19 protein-coding genes are annotated in these 18,464 nt (G+C 60.8%); 8 read left to right on the forward strand and 11 right to left on the reverse strand.

Annotated features, from left to right (window positions below):
- Positions 1–63: 63 nt before the first annotated feature.
- From ssuD to LVY75_20535, 3 genes are all read right to left on the reverse strand, one after another.
- The gene (gene ssuD, locus LVY75_20525) at positions 64–1,239 is read right to left on the reverse strand and encodes an FMNH2-dependent alkanesulfonate monooxygenase (GenBank protein XAZ25520.1); all 1,176 of its coding nucleotides are present in this window, start codon (positions 1,237–1,239) and stop codon (positions 64–66) included.
- 48 nt (positions 1,240–1,287) lie between these two features.
- Entirely contained in the window at positions 1,288–2,253 is a 966-nt protein-coding gene (locus LVY75_20530; protein ID XAZ25521.1) for an aliphatic sulfonate ABC transporter substrate-binding protein, read from the reverse strand.
- Between the two features lie 356 nt (positions 2,254–2,609).
- On the reverse strand, positions 2,610–3,575 hold the full coding sequence (locus LVY75_20535) for an aliphatic sulfonate ABC transporter substrate-binding protein (protein ID XAZ25522.1): 966 nt from the start codon (positions 3,573–3,575) through the stop codon (positions 2,610–2,612).
- A gap of 265 nt (positions 3,576–3,840) precedes the next feature.
- On the opposite strand from LVY75_20535, the gene LVY75_20540 reads away from it, so the two are divergent.
- Positions 3,841–4,710: an NAD(P)-dependent oxidoreductase gene (locus LVY75_20540; protein XAZ25523.1), complete on the forward strand. Its 870-nt coding sequence runs from the start codon at positions 3,841–3,843 to the stop codon at positions 4,708–4,710.
- Complete coding sequence (locus LVY75_20545) at positions 4,707–5,390, forward strand: DNA alkylation repair protein (GenBank protein XAZ25777.1); 684 nt, start codon at positions 4,707–4,709, stop codon at positions 5,388–5,390. Before LVY75_20540 ends, LVY75_20545 begins: the two co-directional genes overlap by 4 nt.
- Before the next feature lie 3 nt (positions 5,391–5,393).
- Here LVY75_20545 and LVY75_20550 read toward each other — a convergent pair whose 3' ends face one another.
- From LVY75_20550 to LVY75_20570, 5 genes are all read right to left on the reverse strand, one after another.
- Positions 5,394–6,326: a LysR substrate-binding domain-containing protein gene (locus LVY75_20550; GenBank protein XAZ25524.1), complete on the reverse strand. Its 933-nt coding sequence runs from the start codon at positions 6,324–6,326 to the stop codon at positions 5,394–5,396.
- A 440-nt stretch (positions 6,327–6,766) separates the two neighbouring features.
- The gene (locus LVY75_20555) at positions 6,767–7,837 is read right to left on the reverse strand and encodes a porin (protein XAZ25525.1); all 1,071 of its coding nucleotides are present in this window, start codon (positions 7,835–7,837) and stop codon (positions 6,767–6,769) included.
- A gap of 856 nt (positions 7,838–8,693) precedes the next feature.
- Positions 8,694–9,182, reverse strand: coding sequence for an Lrp/AsnC family transcriptional regulator (locus tag LVY75_20560; GenBank protein XAZ25526.1), 489 nt, complete (start codon positions 9,180–9,182; stop codon positions 8,694–8,696).
- A gap of 70 nt (positions 9,183–9,252) precedes the next feature.
- The gene (locus LVY75_20565) at positions 9,253–9,900 is read right to left on the reverse strand and encodes a uracil-DNA glycosylase family protein (protein XAZ25527.1); all 648 of its coding nucleotides are present in this window, start codon (positions 9,898–9,900) and stop codon (positions 9,253–9,255) included.
- Positions 9,894–10,439: a thermonuclease family protein gene (locus tag LVY75_20570; GenBank protein ID XAZ25528.1), complete on the reverse strand. Its 546-nt coding sequence runs from the start codon at positions 10,437–10,439 to the stop codon at positions 9,894–9,896. Before LVY75_20570 ends, LVY75_20565 begins: the two co-directional genes overlap by 7 nt.
- Positions 10,440–10,545: 106 nt before the next feature.
- Here LVY75_20570 and LVY75_20575 point away from each other — a divergent pair, with 106 nt between their 5' ends.
- Positions 10,546–12,081 (forward strand): HAMP domain-containing histidine kinase, encoded by a 1,536-nt coding sequence (locus tag LVY75_20575; GenBank protein ID XAZ25778.1) that lies wholly within the window; start codon positions 10,546–10,548, stop codon positions 12,079–12,081.
- A 13-nt stretch (positions 12,082–12,094) separates the two neighbouring features.
- Here LVY75_20575 and LVY75_20580 read toward each other — a convergent pair whose 3' ends face one another.
- Both LVY75_20580 and cobT read right to left on the reverse strand, forming a co-directional pair.
- Positions 12,095–12,475 (reverse strand): diacylglycerol kinase, encoded by a 381-nt coding sequence (locus tag LVY75_20580; protein ID XAZ25529.1) that lies wholly within the window; start codon positions 12,473–12,475, stop codon positions 12,095–12,097.
- Positions 12,476–12,596: 121 nt separating this feature from the next.
- On the reverse strand, positions 12,597–13,613 hold the full coding sequence (cobT, locus tag LVY75_20585) for a nicotinate-nucleotide--dimethylbenzimidazole phosphoribosyltransferase (protein ID XAZ25530.1): 1,017 nt from the start codon (positions 13,611–13,613) through the stop codon (positions 12,597–12,599).
- A 155-nt stretch (positions 13,614–13,768) separates the two neighbouring features.
- On the opposite strand from cobT, the gene LVY75_20590 reads away from it, so the two are divergent.
- From LVY75_20590 to LVY75_20600, 3 genes are read left to right on the forward strand one after another with little or no spacing between them, the layout of a single operon-like run.
- The gene (locus tag LVY75_20590; protein ID XAZ25531.1) at positions 13,769–14,548 is read left to right on the forward strand and encodes an adenosylcobinamide-GDP ribazoletransferase; all 780 of its coding nucleotides are present in this window, start codon (positions 13,769–13,771) and stop codon (positions 14,546–14,548) included.
- A gap of 18 nt (positions 14,549–14,566) precedes the next feature.
- Positions 14,567–14,764 carry a DUF1289 domain-containing protein gene (locus LVY75_20595; protein XAZ25779.1) on the forward strand — a complete coding sequence of 66 codons (198 nt, stop codon included), beginning with the start codon at positions 14,567–14,569 and terminating at the stop codon, positions 14,762–14,764.
- The gene (locus LVY75_20600; GenBank protein ID XAZ25780.1) at positions 14,761–15,462 is read left to right on the forward strand and encodes a TIGR02281 family clan AA aspartic protease; all 702 of its coding nucleotides are present in this window, start codon (positions 14,761–14,763) and stop codon (positions 15,460–15,462) included. The genes LVY75_20595 and LVY75_20600 overlap by 4 nt, the downstream gene beginning before the upstream one ends.
- Here LVY75_20600 and LVY75_20605 read toward each other — a convergent pair.
- Positions 15,459–16,448: an aldo/keto reductase gene (locus tag LVY75_20605; GenBank protein ID XAZ25532.1), complete on the reverse strand. Its 990-nt coding sequence runs from the start codon at positions 16,446–16,448 to the stop codon at positions 15,459–15,461. The two genes, LVY75_20600 and LVY75_20605, sit on opposite strands and share 4 nt — an antisense overlap.
- A gap of 112 nt (positions 16,449–16,560) precedes the next feature.
- Between LVY75_20605 and LVY75_20610 the strand changes: the two genes are divergently transcribed.
- Together LVY75_20610 and LVY75_20615 are read left to right on the forward strand one after the other, a co-directional pair.
- Complete coding sequence (locus LVY75_20610) at positions 16,561–17,529, forward strand: AraC family transcriptional regulator (GenBank protein ID XAZ25781.1); 969 nt, start codon at positions 16,561–16,563, stop codon at positions 17,527–17,529.
- Between the two features lie 88 nt (positions 17,530–17,617).
- Positions 17,618–18,463: a DUF1932 domain-containing protein gene (locus LVY75_20615; GenBank protein ID XAZ25533.1), complete on the forward strand. Its 846-nt coding sequence runs from the start codon at positions 17,618–17,620 to the stop codon at positions 18,461–18,463.
- The last annotated feature ends 1 nt before the right edge of the window (position 18,464 follow it).

The raw sequence follows: 18,464 nt of genomic DNA on the forward strand, positions 1-18,464 counted from the left end.
GTGCAATTCCGGGAAACCGTGCGGAGTTTAGTCTCCGGAATTGCGTTGGTGACTGGCCCCCAATCAGGAGCCGGAGACGACCTTCAGGTTGCCGCCATGGCTGCCACCGGCGAAAACCTTCTTGCGGCCGAACTCGTTGTTGAAGCTCAGACGCTGTTCGTCCCTCTCGATGCCGAGTTCGGGGAAGAGTAGTTCGGCAACGCGATAGGCCTCTTCCAGATGCGGATAGCCCGAGCCGATCACCGTATCGATGCCGACCTCCTGATATTCGCGCAGGCGCGCGGCAACCGTCTTCGGCGAACCGACGAGGGCCGTGCCCGCGCCGGCGCGCACCAGGCCGATGCCGGCCCAGAGGTTCGGCGACACTTCGAGCTTGTCGCGGCGGCCGCCGTGCAGCGCTGCCATGCGCTTCTGGCCGACGGAGTCGGATTCCTTGACGAAACGCTCCTGCGCTTCGGCGATCGTCTCGTCATCGAGATGGCGGATCAGGCGGTCAGCGGCTTCCCATGCCTCCTCGTCCGTCTCACGGACGATGAAATGCAGGCGGATGCCGAAGGAGACGTCGCGGCCCTTGCCGACGGCGGCAGCGCGCACCTTCTGCACTTTTTCGGCAACCTGTGCAGGCGGCTCGCCCCAGGTCAGGTACTTGTCGACACGGCCGACGGCGAAATCGATGCCGGCATCCGAGGAGCCGCCGAAATAGAGCGGTGGGCGCGGAGACTGCACCGAGGGGAATCCGAGGCGCGCATCGGTCGCCTTGATATACTTGCCGTCATAGCTCGCGACACCCTTTTCCAGCAGTTCTTCGAAGACATGAAAGAACTCGTCGGCATGGGCGTAACGCTCGTCATGCTCCAGATGGATGCCGTCACCGGCAAGCTCGGCTGGGCTGCCGCCAACGACGATATTGAGCAGCAGGCGACCGTTGGAGATACGGTCGAGTGTCGTGGCAAGGCGGGCATAATAGGCCGGAGATGCCGTGCCGGGGCGGATCGCCACCAGGAACTGCAGCTTCTCGGTCCGCGCGGCGAGCGCCGAAGCCATGACGAAGGATTCCTCGCAGGCAACACCCGTCGGCAGCAGCACACCGGAATAACCAAGACGGTCCACCGCCTGGGCAATCTGCGTGAGGTAACCGATCTCAGGCGCGCGGTTGAGGTCGGTGGAGCCGAGATAGGTGCCGTCGCCGGAGGTCGGGATGAACCAGAGGAAATTGATCGGGTCGGATGAAGCGGTCATGAGCGCATTCCTTTCTTATAAATGTCTGAAATCGGTCCGGTTACCCGATCAACTGGCTTTCGGATGCCACACGATATCGCTGATCGTGAGCTGCTTCGGCACGATCTTGAGTTTGTAGAAATCGTCGGCGAGCGCCTGCTGGTAGGTGAGCGCCGCATCCGGAACGAGCGAAACTTTGCCGAGGTCGGCCTGGCTGCGGGTGAGCGTAACGCGGGTGATATCGGCCGGTACGCCGGTAATCTGGGCGAGCGCCTTCACCGTGTCGTCGAGATTGGCCTGTGCGGCCGCGCCTACCTTGGCAAGCTCGTCGATGACATCGACGATCACTTCGGGATTGGCGTTGGTGAAGGTGCTGTTTCCGAGGAAATACCCCCAGTTGTCGAGCAGGCCTTCCGAAGTCGTCAGCACCCTTGTTTGCGGATCGGCCTCGGCAACAGCGAAGAAGGGATCCCAGATCGCCCAGGCATCGATGCTGCTGGTCTTGAAAGCGGCACCTGCATCCGGCGGCGGCAGATCGACTTCGGTAATATCCGACAGCGAAAGTCCTGCCTTCGCGAGAACCTTGAGGGCGAAATTATGGGCGCTGGAACCGCGCTTGTAGGCGACTTTCTTGCCCTTGAGATCTTCCAGCTTCTGGATCGGCGAATCCTTCTGTACCAGCAGGCCGTGGAAGGCAGCCGGGCCGCGATAGGCGCCGACATAAAGAAGATCACCACCGGCGGCCTGAGCAAAGAGCGGCGGCACATCGCCGGAGACGCCGAAATCGAGTGCGCCGGCGCCGACGGCTTCGAGCAGCGGCGGGCCGGAAGTGAATTCGTTCCACTCGACGCTTACACCCTTGGCCTCAAGCCGTTTTTCGAGTGCACCTGCAGCCTTGGCAAGCGGCAACACGCCGAACTTCTGCCAGCCGACCCGCAGCGTCGTGGCCGCAGCCTGTGCGGAGCGAACTTGCGGCAGAATGGTCGTTGCGGCCGCAGCACCGAAAAGCCCGAGCGTCTGTCTGCGTGTAAACATGAAATCTCTTCTCCGTCCTCGTGGCTTTCGGCCCTGCTTTTTTGCGAACCAAAGTCGCGAACCGGTCGCCTTTGGTCATGCGGAGATACTGGCATAGACGACCAATTAGATCGACAATATCAATTTGCTATTCTAACTCGGTCTGGAGAATAATTTTGCCCGGTTCCGTGGCATGGGTATGCTCCCATGCCGCGGTTGCCCGGCCCTGCCCCAGCGCCACCCCAATCCGCAGGAGAGACGAGCTTGCTCAGATGCGGGCGACGTCAGCTACCTCGGCAGCTGACCTGGCTGGCTTGCCGGAGGCTGCCAGTTCGCCCAGGGGCTGACGAAATCAGCTACCTCGGCGGCTGACTTGGTCAGCTCGCCTTCGGACGCCAGACGATGTCGCCGGTAGTGAGCTTCTTCGGTACGATGCCGAGATTGTAGAATTCGTCGGCCAGCGCCTGCTGATAGGCGGCCGCCGCATCGCTTACCGTTGTCACGCTGCCGAGATCGGCGCCGGGACGCTGGAGCGTTACCCGCGTAACATCAGCGGGAACGCCCGTTATTTCCGAGAGCTCCTTGACCGTCTGTTCGAGATTGTCTTGCGCCGAGCGGCCGACCTTGGCGAGCTCATCGAGCACGTTGACAATAACTGTACCGTTCGCGTCGGTGAAATCCTTGTTGGCGAGGAAGAAGCTGTAGGAATCGACGATGCCTTCGGCCGTCGTCAGGATGCGTGCATCTGGATCGGCTTCTGCGATGGCGAGATAGGGATCCCAGATCGACCAGGCATCGATGCTGCCGTTCTTGAAGGCAGCAGCGGCATCCGGCGGCGCAAGATCGACCTGCTGCACATCCTCCGGCTTCAGCCCCGCCTTGCGCAAGGCCTTGACGGTTACGTTATGAGCGCTGGAACCGCGCTTGAAGGCAACCTTCTTGCCTTTCAGATCCTCCAGCGTCTTGATCGGCGAATCCTTGCGCACGAGGATCGCCGACCCCGCCGGGCTGCCGCGATAAATGCCGACATAATAGAGCGCCCCGCCTGCCGCCTGTGCAAAGAGCGGCGGCACGTCGCCCGTAGCCCCGAAGTCGAGCGCACCAGCGCCGAGCGCTTCAAGCAGCGGCGGGCCCGACGTGAATTCCGACCAGCTGACGGTGACGCCCTGATCGGCAAGCCGCTTCTCGAGCGCCCCGCGGCGCTTGGCGAGCGCCAGCACGCCATTCTTCTGCCAGCCGATGCGGAACTCCGTTGCCGCAGCCTGCGCCGAGCGGACGGCTGGCAGAATGGCGGTGGCGGCTGCGGCTCCGAAAAGCCCGAGCGTCTGTCGACGTGTGATCATCTCTATCCCCTTTTTCCGGCGAGCTGGTGTTCCTGCTGCGCTCGCTGCGTGTTTCGATGGGGAGATGATGATTTAGTCTATAAATTAGATCGACAACTAATTTTGTCATATTCACGATATCTGAAACTTTCCAGACCCCGTTTTGTCGGGCTCGCAGAAATTTTGTTCCAACGGAGGTCGCTTCTCTCCGTCGAGTGGCTTTCCGCTGCCCGCCGTTTCCGCTAATCCTCTGACCCTGTTTGCAAGCGGTTATGGAGGACAGCATATGGCGAAAGTCGCTTTCATCGGTCTCGGTGTCATGGGTTTCCCGATGGCGGGACATCTGAAGACAAAAGGCGGCCACGATGTCACCGTCTATAACCGCACGTCCGAGAAGGCCGCCGCCTGGGCGGAGAAATTCTCCGGAAAGTCCGCCCCGACGCCGGCTGAAGCTGCCGAGGGCTGTGATTTCGTCTTCGTCTGCGTCGGCAATGACGACGATCTCCGTCAGGTGACATCGGGCGAAAGCGGCGTGCTGAAGAGCATGAAGCGCGGCTCCGTTCTCATCGACAACACCACGGCAAGCGCCGAAGTCGCCCGCGAACTCTACGAGGCGGCCAAGGCAAAGGGTGTGGATTTCATCGATGCCCCCGTTTCCGGCGGCCAGGCAGGCGCCGAGAATGGTGTGCTCACCGTCATGTGCGGCGGTGACGAGGCCGTCTTCGAAAAGGCAAAACCGGTCGTTGACGCTTATGCCCGCATGGTCGGCCTGATGGGGCCAGCCGGTTCCGGCCAGCTGACCAAGATGATGAACCAGATCTGTATCGCCGGCATCGTCCAGGGTCTTGCCGAAGCCGTGCATTTCGGCAAGCGCGCCGGCCTCGACATCGAGAAAGTGGTTGACGTCATCTCCAAGGGGGCGGCCGGCTCCTGGCAGATGGAAAACCGCCACAAGACCATGAATCAGGGCAAGTATGATTTCGGCTTTGCCGTCGACTGGATGCGCAAGGATCTCGGCATCGTCCTGTCGGAAGCACAGCGCAGCGGCGCCAGATTGCCGCTGACTGCCCTCGTCGACCAGTTCTATGGCGATGTTCAGGCGCTCGGTGGCAACAGATGGGATACGTCTTCGCTGCTCGCCCGTCTCGAAAAATGATCGGCCCGTCTTCGAGCGCAGCAGAGTTGATCGCGCATCTTCTAACGCTGCGCTCGGAAGACAATATAGCCGGCATGGCGCGTTTCGGCATCGTTACCGAAACCGCGATCGGCATTTCCAATCCCGATCTGCAGAGGATCGCCCGGCTCGCAAAGAAGAACCACGTCAGGGCAAAAGAGCTTTGGGCAAGTGGTATCCGTGAAGCGCGAATGCTGGCGTTCTACACGTTCGAGCCGAAAAGGCTGACGTATGCGGAGGCGCGCATCCTGGTGGCGGACTTCAACTCCTGGGAAATCGTCGACTGCGCCGCCGATGTCTTCGTCGAGGCCGATCTCGACGCGCTAATTCCGGAATTCGCCGCCGACAGCAGAGAATTCGTTAGGCGAACCGCCTTTGCCATGATCGCCGGCGCCGCCGTGCATCGCAAGAAGGACACGGATGAAAGCCTGCTGGCCTACCTGTCGCTGATCGAAGCGCATTCCACAGATGACAGAAACTTCGTCCGCAAGGCCGTCAACTGGGCGCTTCGCAACATCGGCAAACGCAGCCGTGCCTGTCACGCCCCTGCCCTGATGCTGGCCGAACGCCTTGCTGCCAGCGCCAACAAGACCGCGCGCTGGATCGGCAAGGATGCCGTCAGGGAATTGACGAGTGAAAAAATACTGGCTCGCCTAAGGTAATCCTCATTCCGCGGCAAGTGCAGCGCTGGTCGTAACGATCTGATGCTGCTTGGATTTTTCGACCAGGAAATCGATGAGCGCCCGCACTGCCGGCGGCATGCCCTTGGTCGTCGTGAAGACGAGATAAAACTGGCTCTCCACCGTCTGCCACTCCGGCAACACGCGAACCAGCCGACCGGACTGGAGGTCCGGCGCGCAGGCATGCTCGAGGATGAGCCCGTAGCCCACACCGGCGCGTGCGGCATCGAGGATAGCCGTCATGCTGCGGCAGGTGAGCCGAGGCTGATGCCGCACCACTTTCTTCTCGCCATCCGGTCCGACCAGTTCCCAGGTATGGAAGGACATCCAGGCGGTCATTGCGAGCGTCGGAGCATTACCGAGATCGTCGACGCTGGTGAGTTCACCCAGGCGTTCGATCAGCGAAGGGCTGGCGACGAGGATGCGCCGCGCACGGTCGAGCTTGCGCATTGTCAGGCTCGCCTGTGTTTCCGGCTCGCTCGCCGCGCGGACCTCGACATCGATGCGCTCGTTGATGAGATCCGTGCGCCGCTCGGAACCGACGACCTGCAGCTTGATCTTGGGGTAGCGCTCCAGGAATTCCGGCAGCACGGCTCCAAGGGAAATATCGATGAGGCCGAGCGGGCAGCCCATGCGCACAATTCCCTGCGGATCGGACTGGGCCTCCGTAATGATCGACTTGGCGCGATCCGCTTCCCTGAGAATCGTCTGGCATTGCTCATAAAAAGCCTGCCCGATCTCCGTCACCCGGAAGTGACGTGTGGAACGCTCGATCAGCCTCGCGCCGAGACCATCCTCCAGGCGACTGACGCGCCTGCTCAGCTTGGATCGGGGTATTTTTAGAGTTCGGCTTGCGGAAGCAAAGCCACCGCTGGAGACGACGGCGGCAAAATAGAAGTAGTCATTAAGATCGTCCATTATCGAAACCTACCCGAGAGTAGTAATGAATGCCAGCCTCTGAAATGCTTATAGCGTCTCACCTGTTACGTTACAGTCACATTGTCGGCATCGAATCCCGACGGATGAAACCTGTCCCGATGAGCAAACTCGCCCGATGAAATTGCATCACGAAAAGATGCACATCGCGCAACAAGATAGGGCGCGATTTACCGAGGCCAACGAATACGGCCATAATTTAAAAAGGTACGCGACGTTGGGAAACCGGAGGAAAGCCTGCCGACAAGGTGAAACCGGTAAGCGTGGCGGCGCTCCTGGCTTCATGACCGCTTTCAACTGCAAAGGACTGGCCCAGCAGGGAAAACCGGACCAGTCCCTCGTTACTGATCGGAGGTCATTCTGATCAGAAACTCGTGGGTTAGGAGACCCCCGGCACGAAGCCGGGGGTTCCGTCGTTCAAATTAGAACGAGCGCTGCAGACGGAAGTAACCGGTGGTTACGTCGTCGCCATCTTCCGGATCCAGGTACTGGACGGAAGCCTTGGCGTAGAAGTTGTCAACGATCTGGTAGTCAACCGTCAGACCAGCCTTCCAAGCATCGCCGAGACCGTCGAAGTCATCCGGAACATCCTTGCTGCCACCGAAGTAGTTGCCGTAGTACTGAACACCAGGGGTGATCTTCAGCTTGTCCGTTGCCTTGATGGCGTATTCGGCAGCAATTGCCCATTCAGCAGACGAGTAGTAGGAGTTCGGGCCGCTGGAGTAGACAGCAGCGAGGCCGAGCGTGCCCGGACCAATTTCAGCCGTACCCATTGCGCGGATTGCGCCGTCTTCGTTGTCGAAGTCCCAGCCGCCGGTAACCTGGTAGCTGAATGCGCCAGCCGTGCCGCCGATGCCGAAGGCAACGCCGACGTTGTTCGGAGCTTCGTCAGCCGTGAAGACGCCGGTGGCGGGATCAACGGTACCCTTGAAGACGCCGTCTTCCAGTTCGTCGACGCTGATGCCAGCGTAGAAGGAACCGGTTTCGTACTGATAACGGATGGAGTTATGCAGCGTTACGACAGAACCGATATCGTCCGTTTCGCCGGAGAGACCATCGTCCCACCAGGAGTAGAAGAGACCAGCGCGGAAGCCAGCAACGTCGAGGTAAGCGGAGTCAAGGATCGTTTCCTGGCTGGATGCGTTGTCGGCATTGGCCTGGAGAACGATAACGCCGGTGAGCGGACCGTATTCGGTGTCGCTCTTAGCCGTGAACTGAACCTGACCACGGGTTACAGCATCCCAGCTCGAGTCGTTGGTGGAGCTGTCGCCGCCGGCGTTCGGGCCGACGTTAACCTGGAAACGAATGTAACCTTCGATCTTAAGGCAGGTTTCCGTGCCCGGGATGTAGAAGTAGCCGGTGCCGTAAGCGTCGCAGACGCGAACGTACTCAACCGGCTCCGGCTCGGCAGCAACGATTGCGTCTGCTGCGAGTACCGGGGTCGATGCAGCAAATGCTGCTGCCGACGCAAGCAATACCATCTTGATGTTCATTGTAGAATTCCACTCCTTTGTCGATCGGGGCTTTACCCTGTCTCCGAAGATCCAAAGCCGACCCGTTTGAACAGCCTCACGGCGTGCGGATCGATCGAACCGCCGAACGTTCATCCCACAGACATCTGAGTGTAGCAATTCGTGAAGGGCGCCAACTCACAGCCGGAGCATGCTTTCTGCTTCAGGCGTGGTTTTTATACAACAATTTCAAGGAGATAAATAGTTAACGCAGAAATGCCGCCGCGGTAGCCAGTGGCTATCGCAAGCGGCAAAAATAATCCTCCCAAGGCATCGCGAAAAGGGAGCAGAGCTCGAACGCTTTTTTGCGATGCAGCCAAACACTAGCGCCGGCTAACGACTATATAAAGGTCGGAGATTAGGACATAGTGTCCTGAAATCGAACCTAATGGTGCAGATAACGACCACTAGTCGATTTGAAGCCTACTTTTCGTTGCGAAAACAACCAAAAGTAAGAGTTTTGGCGCCACTCAAGCGTTTCGCCAACCGCACAAAAAATCGTGTACAGTGCGATACTGCACTGCACGGACATTATAATAAGTGCTCCAGATGCCCCCGGACCACCTCCTGAACCTGCTCCCGTGCCTCCCAACGGCTGAGCTGATTCATGACCCGCGTGAATTCGCATGGTTCCATGACAGGAAGATTACAATTTGGAAAGGTTTCGCGCTGCCGTCAAGTGGCTCCCGCTTCGGGATCACTGTCAGAAGTCACTGATGAACTCTGATTCTCTCTGTGCAGCCTGTCTCCGGAGGAGCTTGTATCTCCTCGCCGGGTGGGCGCGATTCGCTCGCGCCTGCCTTAAGTCATATGCGCTGTCGCGAAGCGCCTGCCCTGCTCAGTCCTCGTTGGACTTCGCGTTTTCCAGAAGCATGTAGTCGAGCGGCAGTTGCGTCGAATATTTGATCTGCTCCATCGCGAAAGCAGAGGAGACGTCGCGAATCTCGATCTTGGCGATCATTCGCTTGTAGAAGGCGTCATAGGCAGCGATATCGGGCACGACGACGCGCAGCAGATAATCCACGTCGCCGCTCATGCGGTAGAACTCGACCACTTCCGGGAATTCCGCCACGACCTCGGAGAAGCGACGCAGCCATTCGATGGAGTGGGTCGCCGTGCGGATCGACACGAAGACCGTAACCTTGGTGTTGACCTTTTCCGGATCGAGAATCGCCACCCGGCGCTTGATGACGCCGTCTTCCTCCATTTTCTGGATACGCCTCCAGCACGGCGTCGTCGAAAGCCCGACCTTCTTGGCGAGGTCGGCCACGGCGAGCGTCGAATCTTCCTGGAGCAGGCGCAGTATCTTTCGGTCGAGGCGATCCATGCGAAAACAAGTCCCTTTCGAATTATTTTCTTTGTATAGCGCGATTCCGGCCGGCGAAAAGAATTTTGTTTCAGAATGCCAGCATTTTGATTCGCCGGCGCAGCTCAGGAAGCAGTTCCTCCTCAAACCATGGGTGGCGCTTGATCCAGCCCGTGTTGCGCCAGCTTGGATGCGGCAGAGGAAGAATCAAAGGCTTTCCCGGCGCGCCGAGGCTGTCACGCCAGGCCCGCACCGTCTCGGTCATGTTCTCGCGTCTGAAAGCCCCCATATGCCAGGTCTGCGCATAACCGCCGACGGCAAGCACCAGTTCGATCTGCGGCATGGCCGAGAGCACGCGATCCCGCCAGACCGGCGCGCATTCGCGCCGCGGCGGCAGGTCGCTGCCCGCAGCATCATAACCTGGAAAACAGAAACCCATCGGCACGATCGCGAATCGATCCCGGTCGTAGAAGGTCGGCCGATCCACCTCCAGCCATTGCCGCAACCGGTCACCGGAGGCGTCGTCGAATGGCAGTCCGCTTTCATGCACGCGCAGCCCAGGCGCCTGGCCCGCGATCAGCACACGGGCGCGGGAAGAAAGCACGGCAACCGGACGCGGCTCGTGCGGCAGCCGGTCCTCGATCCCGCGCAGCGGCGCATCGCGACAGATCCGGCAGGCAGCGATCTCGGCCCGCAGCCCGTCCAATTGCTCCTCGTTCAATGCACTCTTGATTACCATCCCGTCCATCCGCCGATCAGCCGCCGGAGCCCTGAACTCTCATGTCGGGCCTGATCCCTGACATCGCGCGGCATCTCGAAATGACCGGCCCAGAGCCCAAGCTTTTGGCCCCTCGCCTTACCTTCCTCCTGCTGATAACCGCCATAGGAAACCGCCATCCCGCTAGCAACCATGCGTGCATTGATATTGCCGGCCTTGTTGCGGCAAGTGACAAGCAGCCTGTCGTAGCGATCGCGCTCGTTTCCGCCGCATTGCGTGGCCTCGTCAGCAACCAGTTGCTGCAGCGCATGTTGCGCCTGCCTGCCACAGGCCCAGTCCTGCCCCTGCCGCTCGCAAGTCTGCGACAGTTCCGGCGCGTCGATACCATCAAGCCGCATGCGTTCGCCATCGAGAACGAGGCTGTCACCGTCGGCGGCGCGAAAGGCGCCCTGGTGCCGGATGTCGGGCCTATCGTTGAGCTTGGCCGCGATTAATGCAACGAGAACAAGAAAAGCCAGAGCGGTTGCACCGTCCCGGGTCAAGACCAGAAGCCGTGCCACGCTTTTGCCTCCTTGAAAAACAAACCCTTGGCAAAGATGGCAAACATCTTCTTAAGAATTTCCGGTTAAGCTCTTATTCATCTGTGGGACAAGTTTCAACGTGCACATGAGTACCGGCGTCAGCACATCAACCGACAAGATCATTGTCGACAAATCGCGCGGCCACCGCAACAAGGCGGTTTCCAAGGCCGTCCGGCAGACGCGCGAACGCTTGCAGTCCGGCCATGCCTCCAACTCCGCCTTCGATCGCGACGTGCTGCAGATGTATGTTGCTGCTGTCCTGCAGGGCGCGGCGATAATGCCGCCCTTCGTCATTATCGTTGCAGCACTCGGCACCTATTTCGCCGAGGATGCGAGCTTGTTCTTCTGGGCGCTGCTGACGCTGACCTGCCATGCTGCCAATATCCTCCTGGCCCGCCGTGCCAGAAAGCAGGAGATCACTGCCGACACGGTACGCCGCTGGCGCAACCTGTTGCTGGCGGGCCAGTTCCTGATCGGTTGCTGCTGGGCGGTGTTTGCCTTGCAGGAGTGTTCAGCCTGCGAACCTTCGAGCTTCACCCTCTATAAGGGCGCTACCCTGCTGATCGCGCTGTCGGTCGCGACCATGTCGAATTTCATGCTGACGCCCGCTGTTCTCGTCGGTTTTGCGCCTGCTGTCGTAGCACTCGCGGCAAAAAGTGGCATTTCGCGCGATATTCTCGAACTCTGCCTGACCGGCGTCTTCACCACGACGGTCGTCTTCTTCAATTACATCAGCGACCGGCTCTTCCAGTCCAGCCTGAAGATCCTTTCCTTCCAGTCGGAAAAGGATGATCTGATCGCCGAGCTGGAAGTGGCCAAATCCATGTCCGACGAGGCTCGCCGCCGTGCGGAGGAGGCAAACCTCGCCAAGTCGCGCTTCCTTGCCTCCATGTCGCATGAACTGCGCACGCCGCTGAATGCCATTCTCGGTTTCTCCGAGGTCATGTCGGCGGAGGTCATGGGGCCGCTCGCCAATCCGACCTACAAGGAATATGCCGGAGACATCCATCGCTCCGGCCAGCATCTGCTCGATTTGATCAACGAGATCCTCGACCTTTCCCGTATCGAAGCCGGCCGATACGAGCTCAGCGAAGAGGCGATCTCGCTGCTCGATATCACCGAAGACTGCATCGGCATGGTGCAACTTCGCGCCCGCGCCAAGAACATCACGATCCACGATCAGGTCGAGCGCCAGCTCCCGTCGATCTGGGCAGATGAGAAATCCATGCGCCAGGTAGTGCTCAATCTTCTTTCCAATGCCGTGAAATTCACGCCTCAGGGTGGAGAAATCAACGTCAAGGTCGGCTGGACTGCCGGCGGTGGTCAATACATCTCGATCAAGGATAACGGCCCCGGCATCCCCGAAGAAGAAATCCCGGTCGTGCTGTCGGCTTTCGGCCAGGGATCGATTGCCATCAAGAGCGCCGAACAGGGCACCGGCCTGGGCCTGCCGATTGTCCAGGCGATCCTTGCCAAGCATGACGGCCAGTTCATCCTGAAATCCAGGCTGCGCGAAGGCACCGAAGTCATCGCCATCCTGCCGGCCAAGCGCGTGCTGCAGAGCATCCCGGCCGTGGAAGAAGCGCAGCCCGTCACCAAGAAGCGCAAGAGCTTCGCCTAGTCATCTCATTCTTTTAGAAGAATAGATGCTTGATCACGACGAAGCCGAGATAGAGGCAACAGGCGGCGATCATGCAGCTCACGGCAAAAGAGCCGAGATCCTTGGCATGTTTGCCGACGATGGAGATCTCAGGTGATATCCGGTCGATCACTTCCTCGACCGCTGTATTCATCGCCTCGATTGAAAAGAGTCCGAGGAATAGCACCGTCGTGATGACGAACTCTGCGGCATCCGCACCGATCAGGAAAAGCAGGATCAGTGCCGCGACGAAAAAGCCGATCTCCTGCCGGAAAGCCGATTCCTTCAGCACCCGCTGCAAGCCGGCCAGTGAATAACCGGCCGCTGCCAGGAAATGGCGAAATCCTGTCTCCTTGGTCACCGCAGGTTTGGTCAACGGCCCCTCGTTTTCCCCGCGCCGATCCCCGAACCGGCGCTCTGTTTTTAAGCGAATACGCAGATACCGTGTCGCTGGCTCGCGTGCAAGCAATGTGCAAGCCGCCTTGGCGGTTCCAGCCCTAGTGTTTTCCGGAGACACCGGCCTGGGCGAAGGTCGCCATGCCGGAATGGCAGGCGGCGGCCGCCTTGACGATGCCGGCGGCGAGGGCTGCTCCCGTACCTTCGCCGAGCCGCATGCCGAGCGCCAGAAGCGGCGTCTTGCCGAGCTGCTCGATGGCGCGCAGATGCCCCGGTTCGGCCGAGACATGCCCGATCAGGCAATGGTCGAGCGCCGACGGGTTGGCCGCCCGGAGGATCGCGCCGGCCGCTGTCGCCGTATAACCGTCGATCAGCACCGGAATGCGCTCCATGCGCGCCGCAAGAATTGCACCTGCCATCGCTGCGATCTCGCGGCCGCCGAGCCGGCGCATGATTTCCAGGGGATCGTCGAGGTGATCGCTGTGCAGCTCCACTGCACGCTCGACGGCATCGATCTTGCGTTCCAGCATCTCGCCTTCCGAGCCCGTTCCGGGGCCGACCCAATCGCGTGCGGTGCCGCCGTAAAGCGCATAGTTGATCGCGGCCGCGATCGTCGTATTGCCGATGCCCATTTCGCCGATGCAGAGCAGGTCCGTGCCGCCGGCAATCGCTTCCATGCCGAAGGCCATGGTGGCCGCACAGTCGCGCTCGGAAAGAGCGGCTTCCTCGGTGATGTCGCCGGTCGGATAATCGAGCGCCAGGTCGAAAACCTTGAGGCCGAGATCGTTGGCCACACAGATCTGGTTGATCGCCGCCCCGCCGGCTGCGAAATTCTCCACCATCTGCTGCGTCACCTCAGGCGGGAAAGGCGTGATGCCCTGCCGCACCACACCGTGATTGCCGGCAAAGATCGCCACCAGCGGCCGGTTGACGGCGGGCGCCCTGCCCGTCCAGGCCGCGAGCCAGAAGGCGATTTCTTCAAGTCGTCCAAGAGCGCCCGGCGGCTTCGTCAGTTGCGCGTCGCGTTCGCGGGCGGCGACCAGTGCACGGGCATCCGGTCCCGGCAGGTCGCGGATTAGGGCGCGAAAATCGTCGAACGGCAGGCCTGAAACGCTCATCTGGATGGCTTTCCTTGTATTCTTGTCTTTTCCCGGCAAATCGGGTTCTTTGCGTGGCGACTCTCTTAAAGCGACGGGCCAAGAGGAACAACCTCAAAAGCCGCAGCAAGACAAAGACGCCGGGAGAGACAGGGGACCGCAGGAATGATCCGGAAATGATAAAAGCCATCGTGGTCGATGCCGCGCGTGCCGTAGCTTTCCTGAGCCGTATTCCGATGCCGCCATGGCTCTTTGCCGGCTATGACGGCAAGCTTGGCCGGCTGGTGCGCGTCTTCCCGCTCGCCGGTCTCCTCATCGGTGCCTTGCCCGCGCTCGTCTTCCTGCTGATGCTGGCCTTCCGCGCCGACCGCCTGATGGCGGCGCTCGTCGCCCTCGCCGTGCTGACGATCCTCACCGGAGCGCTGCATGAAGACGGGCTTGCCGATACGGCCGACGGCATCGGCGGCGGCAAGTCGCGCGAGCAGAGCCTGATCATCATGAAGGACAGCCGCATCGGCAGCTATGGGGCGATCGCCCTGATCCTCTCCTTCGCTCTCCGGGCCTCCGCACTTGCCGCCATTGCCCGCGAGGCAGCACCCTTTGCCGCTGCTCTTGCCATTCCGGCCGTTGCCGCGCTCAGTCGCGGTGCAATTGCCTGGCACTGGCAGCGCCTTCCCGCTGCAAAGCCGGATGGCCTTGCAGCTTCGGCTGGCAGCCCCGTCGAGGCGACGATGCAGATCGCGCTCGTCGTGGCAGGCTTTATCACTGCCATGCTCGTCTGGCCCGCGCTCGGTCTGCTTCCCTTCGTCTCGGCTCTCCTCGCCGCCGGCCTCTCGACGCTTGTCTTCACCTGGTTTATCCGCCGCAGGCTCGGCGGCCATACCGGCGACACGCTTGGCGCCACCCAGCAGATTTGCGAGGTCGCGGCTTTCTGCGCTCTTGCCATGGCCCTCTGAAATCACGATATGACGCTCATGCGAACACCCTGCATCCGCATATGCTCCCTGGATCCTCTCACCGGTCTCTGCGCCGGATGTGGCCGCACAACGGATGAAATCGTCGGCTGGATGTGCTTTTCCGACGAGGACCGCGAAGCCATCATGAACAGCCTGCCCGCCAGGCTCGCAGCACTTGTTCCCGAATCGGCGAAAACTCTGGAGGCGACGGCCTGATGCGCCTCATCCTCCTGCTTGCCGTCATCGGCGTCGGCCTTGCGGTCCTGCTCTTCAACAGTGATCAGACTCGTATTTTTGGACTGGCAAGCAACGATTTCGGCCGCTTCGTCTACCTGCTGCCGATCGCCCTGATGCTGGCTGCCGGTATCTTGGGCAGCCGTCGAAACATAGGCCAGACCATGCGGCAGTTGATGATCTGGCTGGTCATCATTCTTGCGCTCGCCACTGCCTATCTCTACCGGCAGGATGCGCTCGGTGTCGGCAACCGCCTGCTTGCCGGCCTCGTGCCCGGCCGTGCTGTCGTCGTCACAACGAGCGAAGGCGGGCAGGAAGTCATCGTGCACAAGATGCTGAACGGCCATTTCGAGGCCGAGGTCTCGGTCAACGGCCAGTCGGTCCCGATGCTGGTCGATACCGGCGCCAGCATGGTGGCGCTCTCGCACGCCGATGCGTTGCGCATCGGCATCGATCCGAAGCAGCTCACCTACTCCATGACCGTGATGACTGCGAACGGCCGCGCTCGCGCCGCGCCCATCACCCTCGATCAGGTGGCGATCGGCCCCATCGTGCGTCACAATGTTGCCGCCACTGTCGCCGAAGATGGCAGGCTCGACCAGAGCCTGCTCGGCATGAGTTTCCTCGAAACGCTGGGCTCCCTGCAGATGCAGACGGATGAGCTGAGGATGCGGGACTAACGGTCAATGGTGGCCATGATCCAGTCCGCATAACGGTTCCCGCATATCGTCCCGGTCACAAGCGCTGCATCGAGCCTCCGCATCTCCTCAGCGTCCAGGTGGATAGAGGCAGCAGCAACATTCTCTTCCAGATAGGATCTGCGCTTGGTGCCGGGGATCGGCACGATATCGTCGCCCTTGTGCAGCAGCCAGGCGAGCGCGATCTGACCGGGCTTCACGCCCTTGTTCGCGGCTATGTCGAAGACGATCTGCGCCGCCTGCATGTTGGAATCGTAATTTGCGCCCTGATATCGCGGGTCGATCCGCCGCGTGTCGCCTTCCGGATAGTCCTCGGCCCGCGTCACGCCACCGGCGAGGAAGCCGCGTCCCAGAGGGCAGAACGGTACAAGACCGATCCCAAGCTCGCGCAGAACCGGAATGATCTCAGGTTCCAGGTTCCGCTCCCAGAGCGAATATTCGCTTTGCAGCGCAGAAACAGGATGGACAGCATGGGCGCGCCGAAGATTGGCGATACCGACCTCCGAAAGCCCGAAGAAGCGCACCTTGCCTGCAATGACCAGATCCCTGACAGTGCCGGCCACGTCCTCGATCGGGACGCTCCTGTCGAGGCGGTGCTGGTAAAGCAGGTCAATATGATCGGTCTGCAGCCGGCTGAGGCAACCCTCGACAACCCGGATGATGTTCTCCGGCCTGCTATCTGTGCCGACGATCCTGTCACCGTCGAAGCGTGAGCCGAATTTGGTCGCGATCACCACCTTTTCGCGCCGATCCGTGAACGCCTTGCCAAGTAGAGTCTCGTTCTTGAATGGGCCGTAATTTTCGGCCGTGTCGAAGAAATCGCAACCCAGCTCGATGGCGCGGTGCAGGGTCGCGATCGATTCCGCCTCGTCGGCTGGCCCGTAGGACTGGCTCATGCCCATGCAACCGAGGCCGATTGCTCCGACTTCCAGTCCCTGACTGCCAAGTTTTCGTCTGCTCAATGTCATGAAGATTCTCTCTGTCCAATACCGCCGGTGCGGCGGCATGGATCAAAGTTAGAACCGTCAGGTCGGATTATGAATGCTTGAACGTGTGGAATACTTGCGCGATAGTGCGAGAATGCCTTCCGATCCCTTCTCCGATATCCTGAAATTCACCAATGCCGAAACGCTTGTCACGGGTGGGTTCACGGCTGGAGGTCCCTGGGCAATCCGTTTTCCGGTGCCGAAGACGATCAAGTTCTTTGCCGTGGTTAAAGGCAGCTGCTGGGTTGATATCGATGGTGAGCCGAAGCCGATGCTGTTCGAAGCCGGCGATGTCGGCCTACTTTCGGCGCGGCGCTCCTTCGTGCTGTCGAGCGCACTCGATGTTCCGGCGGTCGATGCGATGAGCCTGTTTTCAGGTGCCGGCCGCACGACCGCGCAGCTTGGCGATGGCGACGACTTTGCCCATATCGGCGGCCATGTGCTGCTCGATCCCGTCAGCGGCCGCTTGCTGGCCGATGTTCTGCCGCCCTGGATACACATCGGCGCAGCGTCCCGGCAGGCTTCGACTATCAGATGGATTCTCGACCAGCTCGTCAACGAACGCGCTTCCGCAGAGCCCGGCGCTCATCTTGCCTGCGAGCAACTTGCCCAGCTTCTCTTCATCCAGATCCTTCGCGCCCATCTGAAAACGGCGGCGCTCATGCCTCCCGGCTGGCTACGGGCGTTGTCGCATCCCCGCCTCGCACCCGCACTGCGCCTCATGCATGGTGACCCGACCCGTTCCTGGCATCTGGATGAGCTTGCCAGTGCCTGCGCCATGTCGCGCACGACCTTTGCTTTTCATTTCCGCACGATCTCGGGTGCGGCCCCTCTGACCTATCTCGCAGGATGGCGTATGCACCTTGCCGAACGGGCGCTCAGGGAGGAAACCACCCCTGTCGCCGTTATCGCCCGCTCGCTCGGCTATACGTCCGAGAGTGCCTTCAGCAATGCCTTCAAGCGCGTGACGGGCAGCTCGCCGAGGGCCTGTCGGGATGCTGCGCGTTCAAAATCCGGCTTAAACCGGACCAATGGGAAGGCCGAGGAGATCACGAGCCTTTGAGACGCGGACCGAAGGCCGCACCCGCCTTGCGGCATCGGCCGTCCCGCCCTAATCTCAGTCTATCCCGCCAATGAGGTCTCATCCGCCAATGTCCACCACAATCGCATTGTTCGGTGCCGGCGCCATGGGCAGTGCCGTCGGCCGCCGCCTCGCCGAGTCAGGCGCGAGCGTCATCACGTTTCTGGAGGGCCGCAGTGAAGCGACAATCGAGCGCGCCCGAGCCGCTGGCCTCATCGCCGCTCCGCTTTCGGCATTCACCGAGGCCCATATCATCCTCTCCATCGTTCCCCCGGCAGAGGCGCAGAAGGTTGCGGATCTCGTAGCTCCGGTGCTGCGCGACAGCGGCAACAAACCACCCTTTGTCGATCTCAATGCCATTAGCCCGAAGACCATGGAAACGCTGGCCGCAGGCCTCGCTTCCTCTGGCGCCAAGGTCATCGACGGCTCGATCATCGGCGGCCCGCCGGTTCCCGGCAAGGCCGGCCCGGTCGTCTGCCTCAGCGGTGATCTCGCCGGCGAACCCGATCTGCTCTCCCGCTTCGGCCTGAAGATCCGCCGCGTGAAAGGCCCCGTTGGAGCCGCCTCCGCATTGAAGATGTGTTACGCCGGCATCAACAAAGGCATCACCGGGCTCTCCGCCGCCATGTTGCTTGCGGCCGCACGCTCTGGTGCCAGCGACGCATTGAAGGTGGAACTGGCCGAAAGCCAGAGCGAGCATCTGAAGCGGCTGCGGCAGTCCATTCCGGACATGTTTCCGAAGGCCTATCGCTGGGTGGCGGAAATGGAAGAGATTGCCGAGTTCCTGGGCGAAGACGATCCCGCCGCCCTCATCTTCAAGGGCATGGCCGGCGTGTTCCAAACAATCGCCGATGACCGCACCGGCAGCAGGGAACTGATCGCCGCCCTCGAGCGGATGCTCGAAGACGGCGATTAAG

The sequence above is a fragment of the Sinorhizobium sp. B11 genome (assembly GCA_039725955.1).
Taxonomy (GTDB): Bacteria; Pseudomonadota; Alphaproteobacteria; order Rhizobiales; family Rhizobiaceae; genus Rhizobium.

Excerpts from the sequence above, each read along its gene's own strand:
- LVY75_20560 (XAZ25526.1), bottom strand. The coding sequence starts at position 9,182 with ATGGATCGCCTCGACCGAAAGATACTGCGCCTGCTCCAGGAAGATTCG.
- LVY75_20555 (XAZ25525.1), bottom strand. The coding sequence starts at position 7,837 with ATGAACATCAAGATGGTATTGCTTGCGTCGGCAGCAGCATTTGCTGCA.
- LVY75_20545 (XAZ25777.1), top strand. The coding sequence starts at position 4,707 with ATGATCGGCCCGTCTTCGAGCGCAGCAGAGTTGATCGCGCATCTTCTA.
- LVY75_20540 (XAZ25523.1), top strand. The coding sequence starts at position 3,841 with ATGGCGAAAGTCGCTTTCATCGGTCTCGGTGTCATGGGTTTCCCGATG.
- LVY75_20530 (XAZ25521.1), bottom strand. The coding sequence starts at position 2,253 with ATGTTTACACGCAGACAGACGCTCGGGCTTTTCGGTGCTGCGGCCGCA.
- LVY75_20565 (XAZ25527.1), bottom strand. The coding sequence starts at position 9,900 with ATGGTAATCAAGAGTGCATTGAACGAGGAGCAATTGGACGGGCTGCGG.
- LVY75_20575 (XAZ25778.1), top strand. The coding sequence starts at position 10,546 with ATGAGTACCGGCGTCAGCACATCAACCGACAAGATCATTGTCGACAAA.
- LVY75_20615 (XAZ25533.1), top strand. The coding sequence starts at position 17,618 with ATGTCCACCACAATCGCATTGTTCGGTGCCGGCGCCATGGGCAGTGCC.
- cobT (XAZ25530.1), bottom strand. The coding sequence starts at position 13,613 with ATGAGCGTTTCAGGCCTGCCGTTCGACGATTTTCGCGCCCTAATCCGC.
- LVY75_20535 (XAZ25522.1), bottom strand. The coding sequence starts at position 3,575 with ATGATCACACGTCGACAGACGCTCGGGCTTTTCGGAGCCGCAGCCGCC.
- LVY75_20550 (XAZ25524.1), bottom strand. The coding sequence starts at position 6,326 with ATGGACGATCTTAATGACTACTTCTATTTTGCCGCCGTCGTCTCCAGC.
- LVY75_20590 (XAZ25531.1), top strand. The coding sequence starts at position 13,769 with ATGATAAAAGCCATCGTGGTCGATGCCGCGCGTGCCGTAGCTTTCCTG.
- ssuD (XAZ25520.1), bottom strand. The coding sequence starts at position 1,239 with ATGACCGCTTCATCCGACCCGATCAATTTCCTCTGGTTCATCCCGACC.
- LVY75_20595 (XAZ25779.1), top strand. The coding sequence starts at position 14,567 with ATGCGAACACCCTGCATCCGCATATGCTCCCTGGATCCTCTCACCGGT.
- LVY75_20610 (XAZ25781.1), top strand. The coding sequence starts at position 16,561 with ATGCCTTCCGATCCCTTCTCCGATATCCTGAAATTCACCAATGCCGAA.
- LVY75_20605 (XAZ25532.1), bottom strand. The coding sequence starts at position 16,448 with ATGACATTGAGCAGACGAAAACTTGGCAGTCAGGGACTGGAAGTCGGA.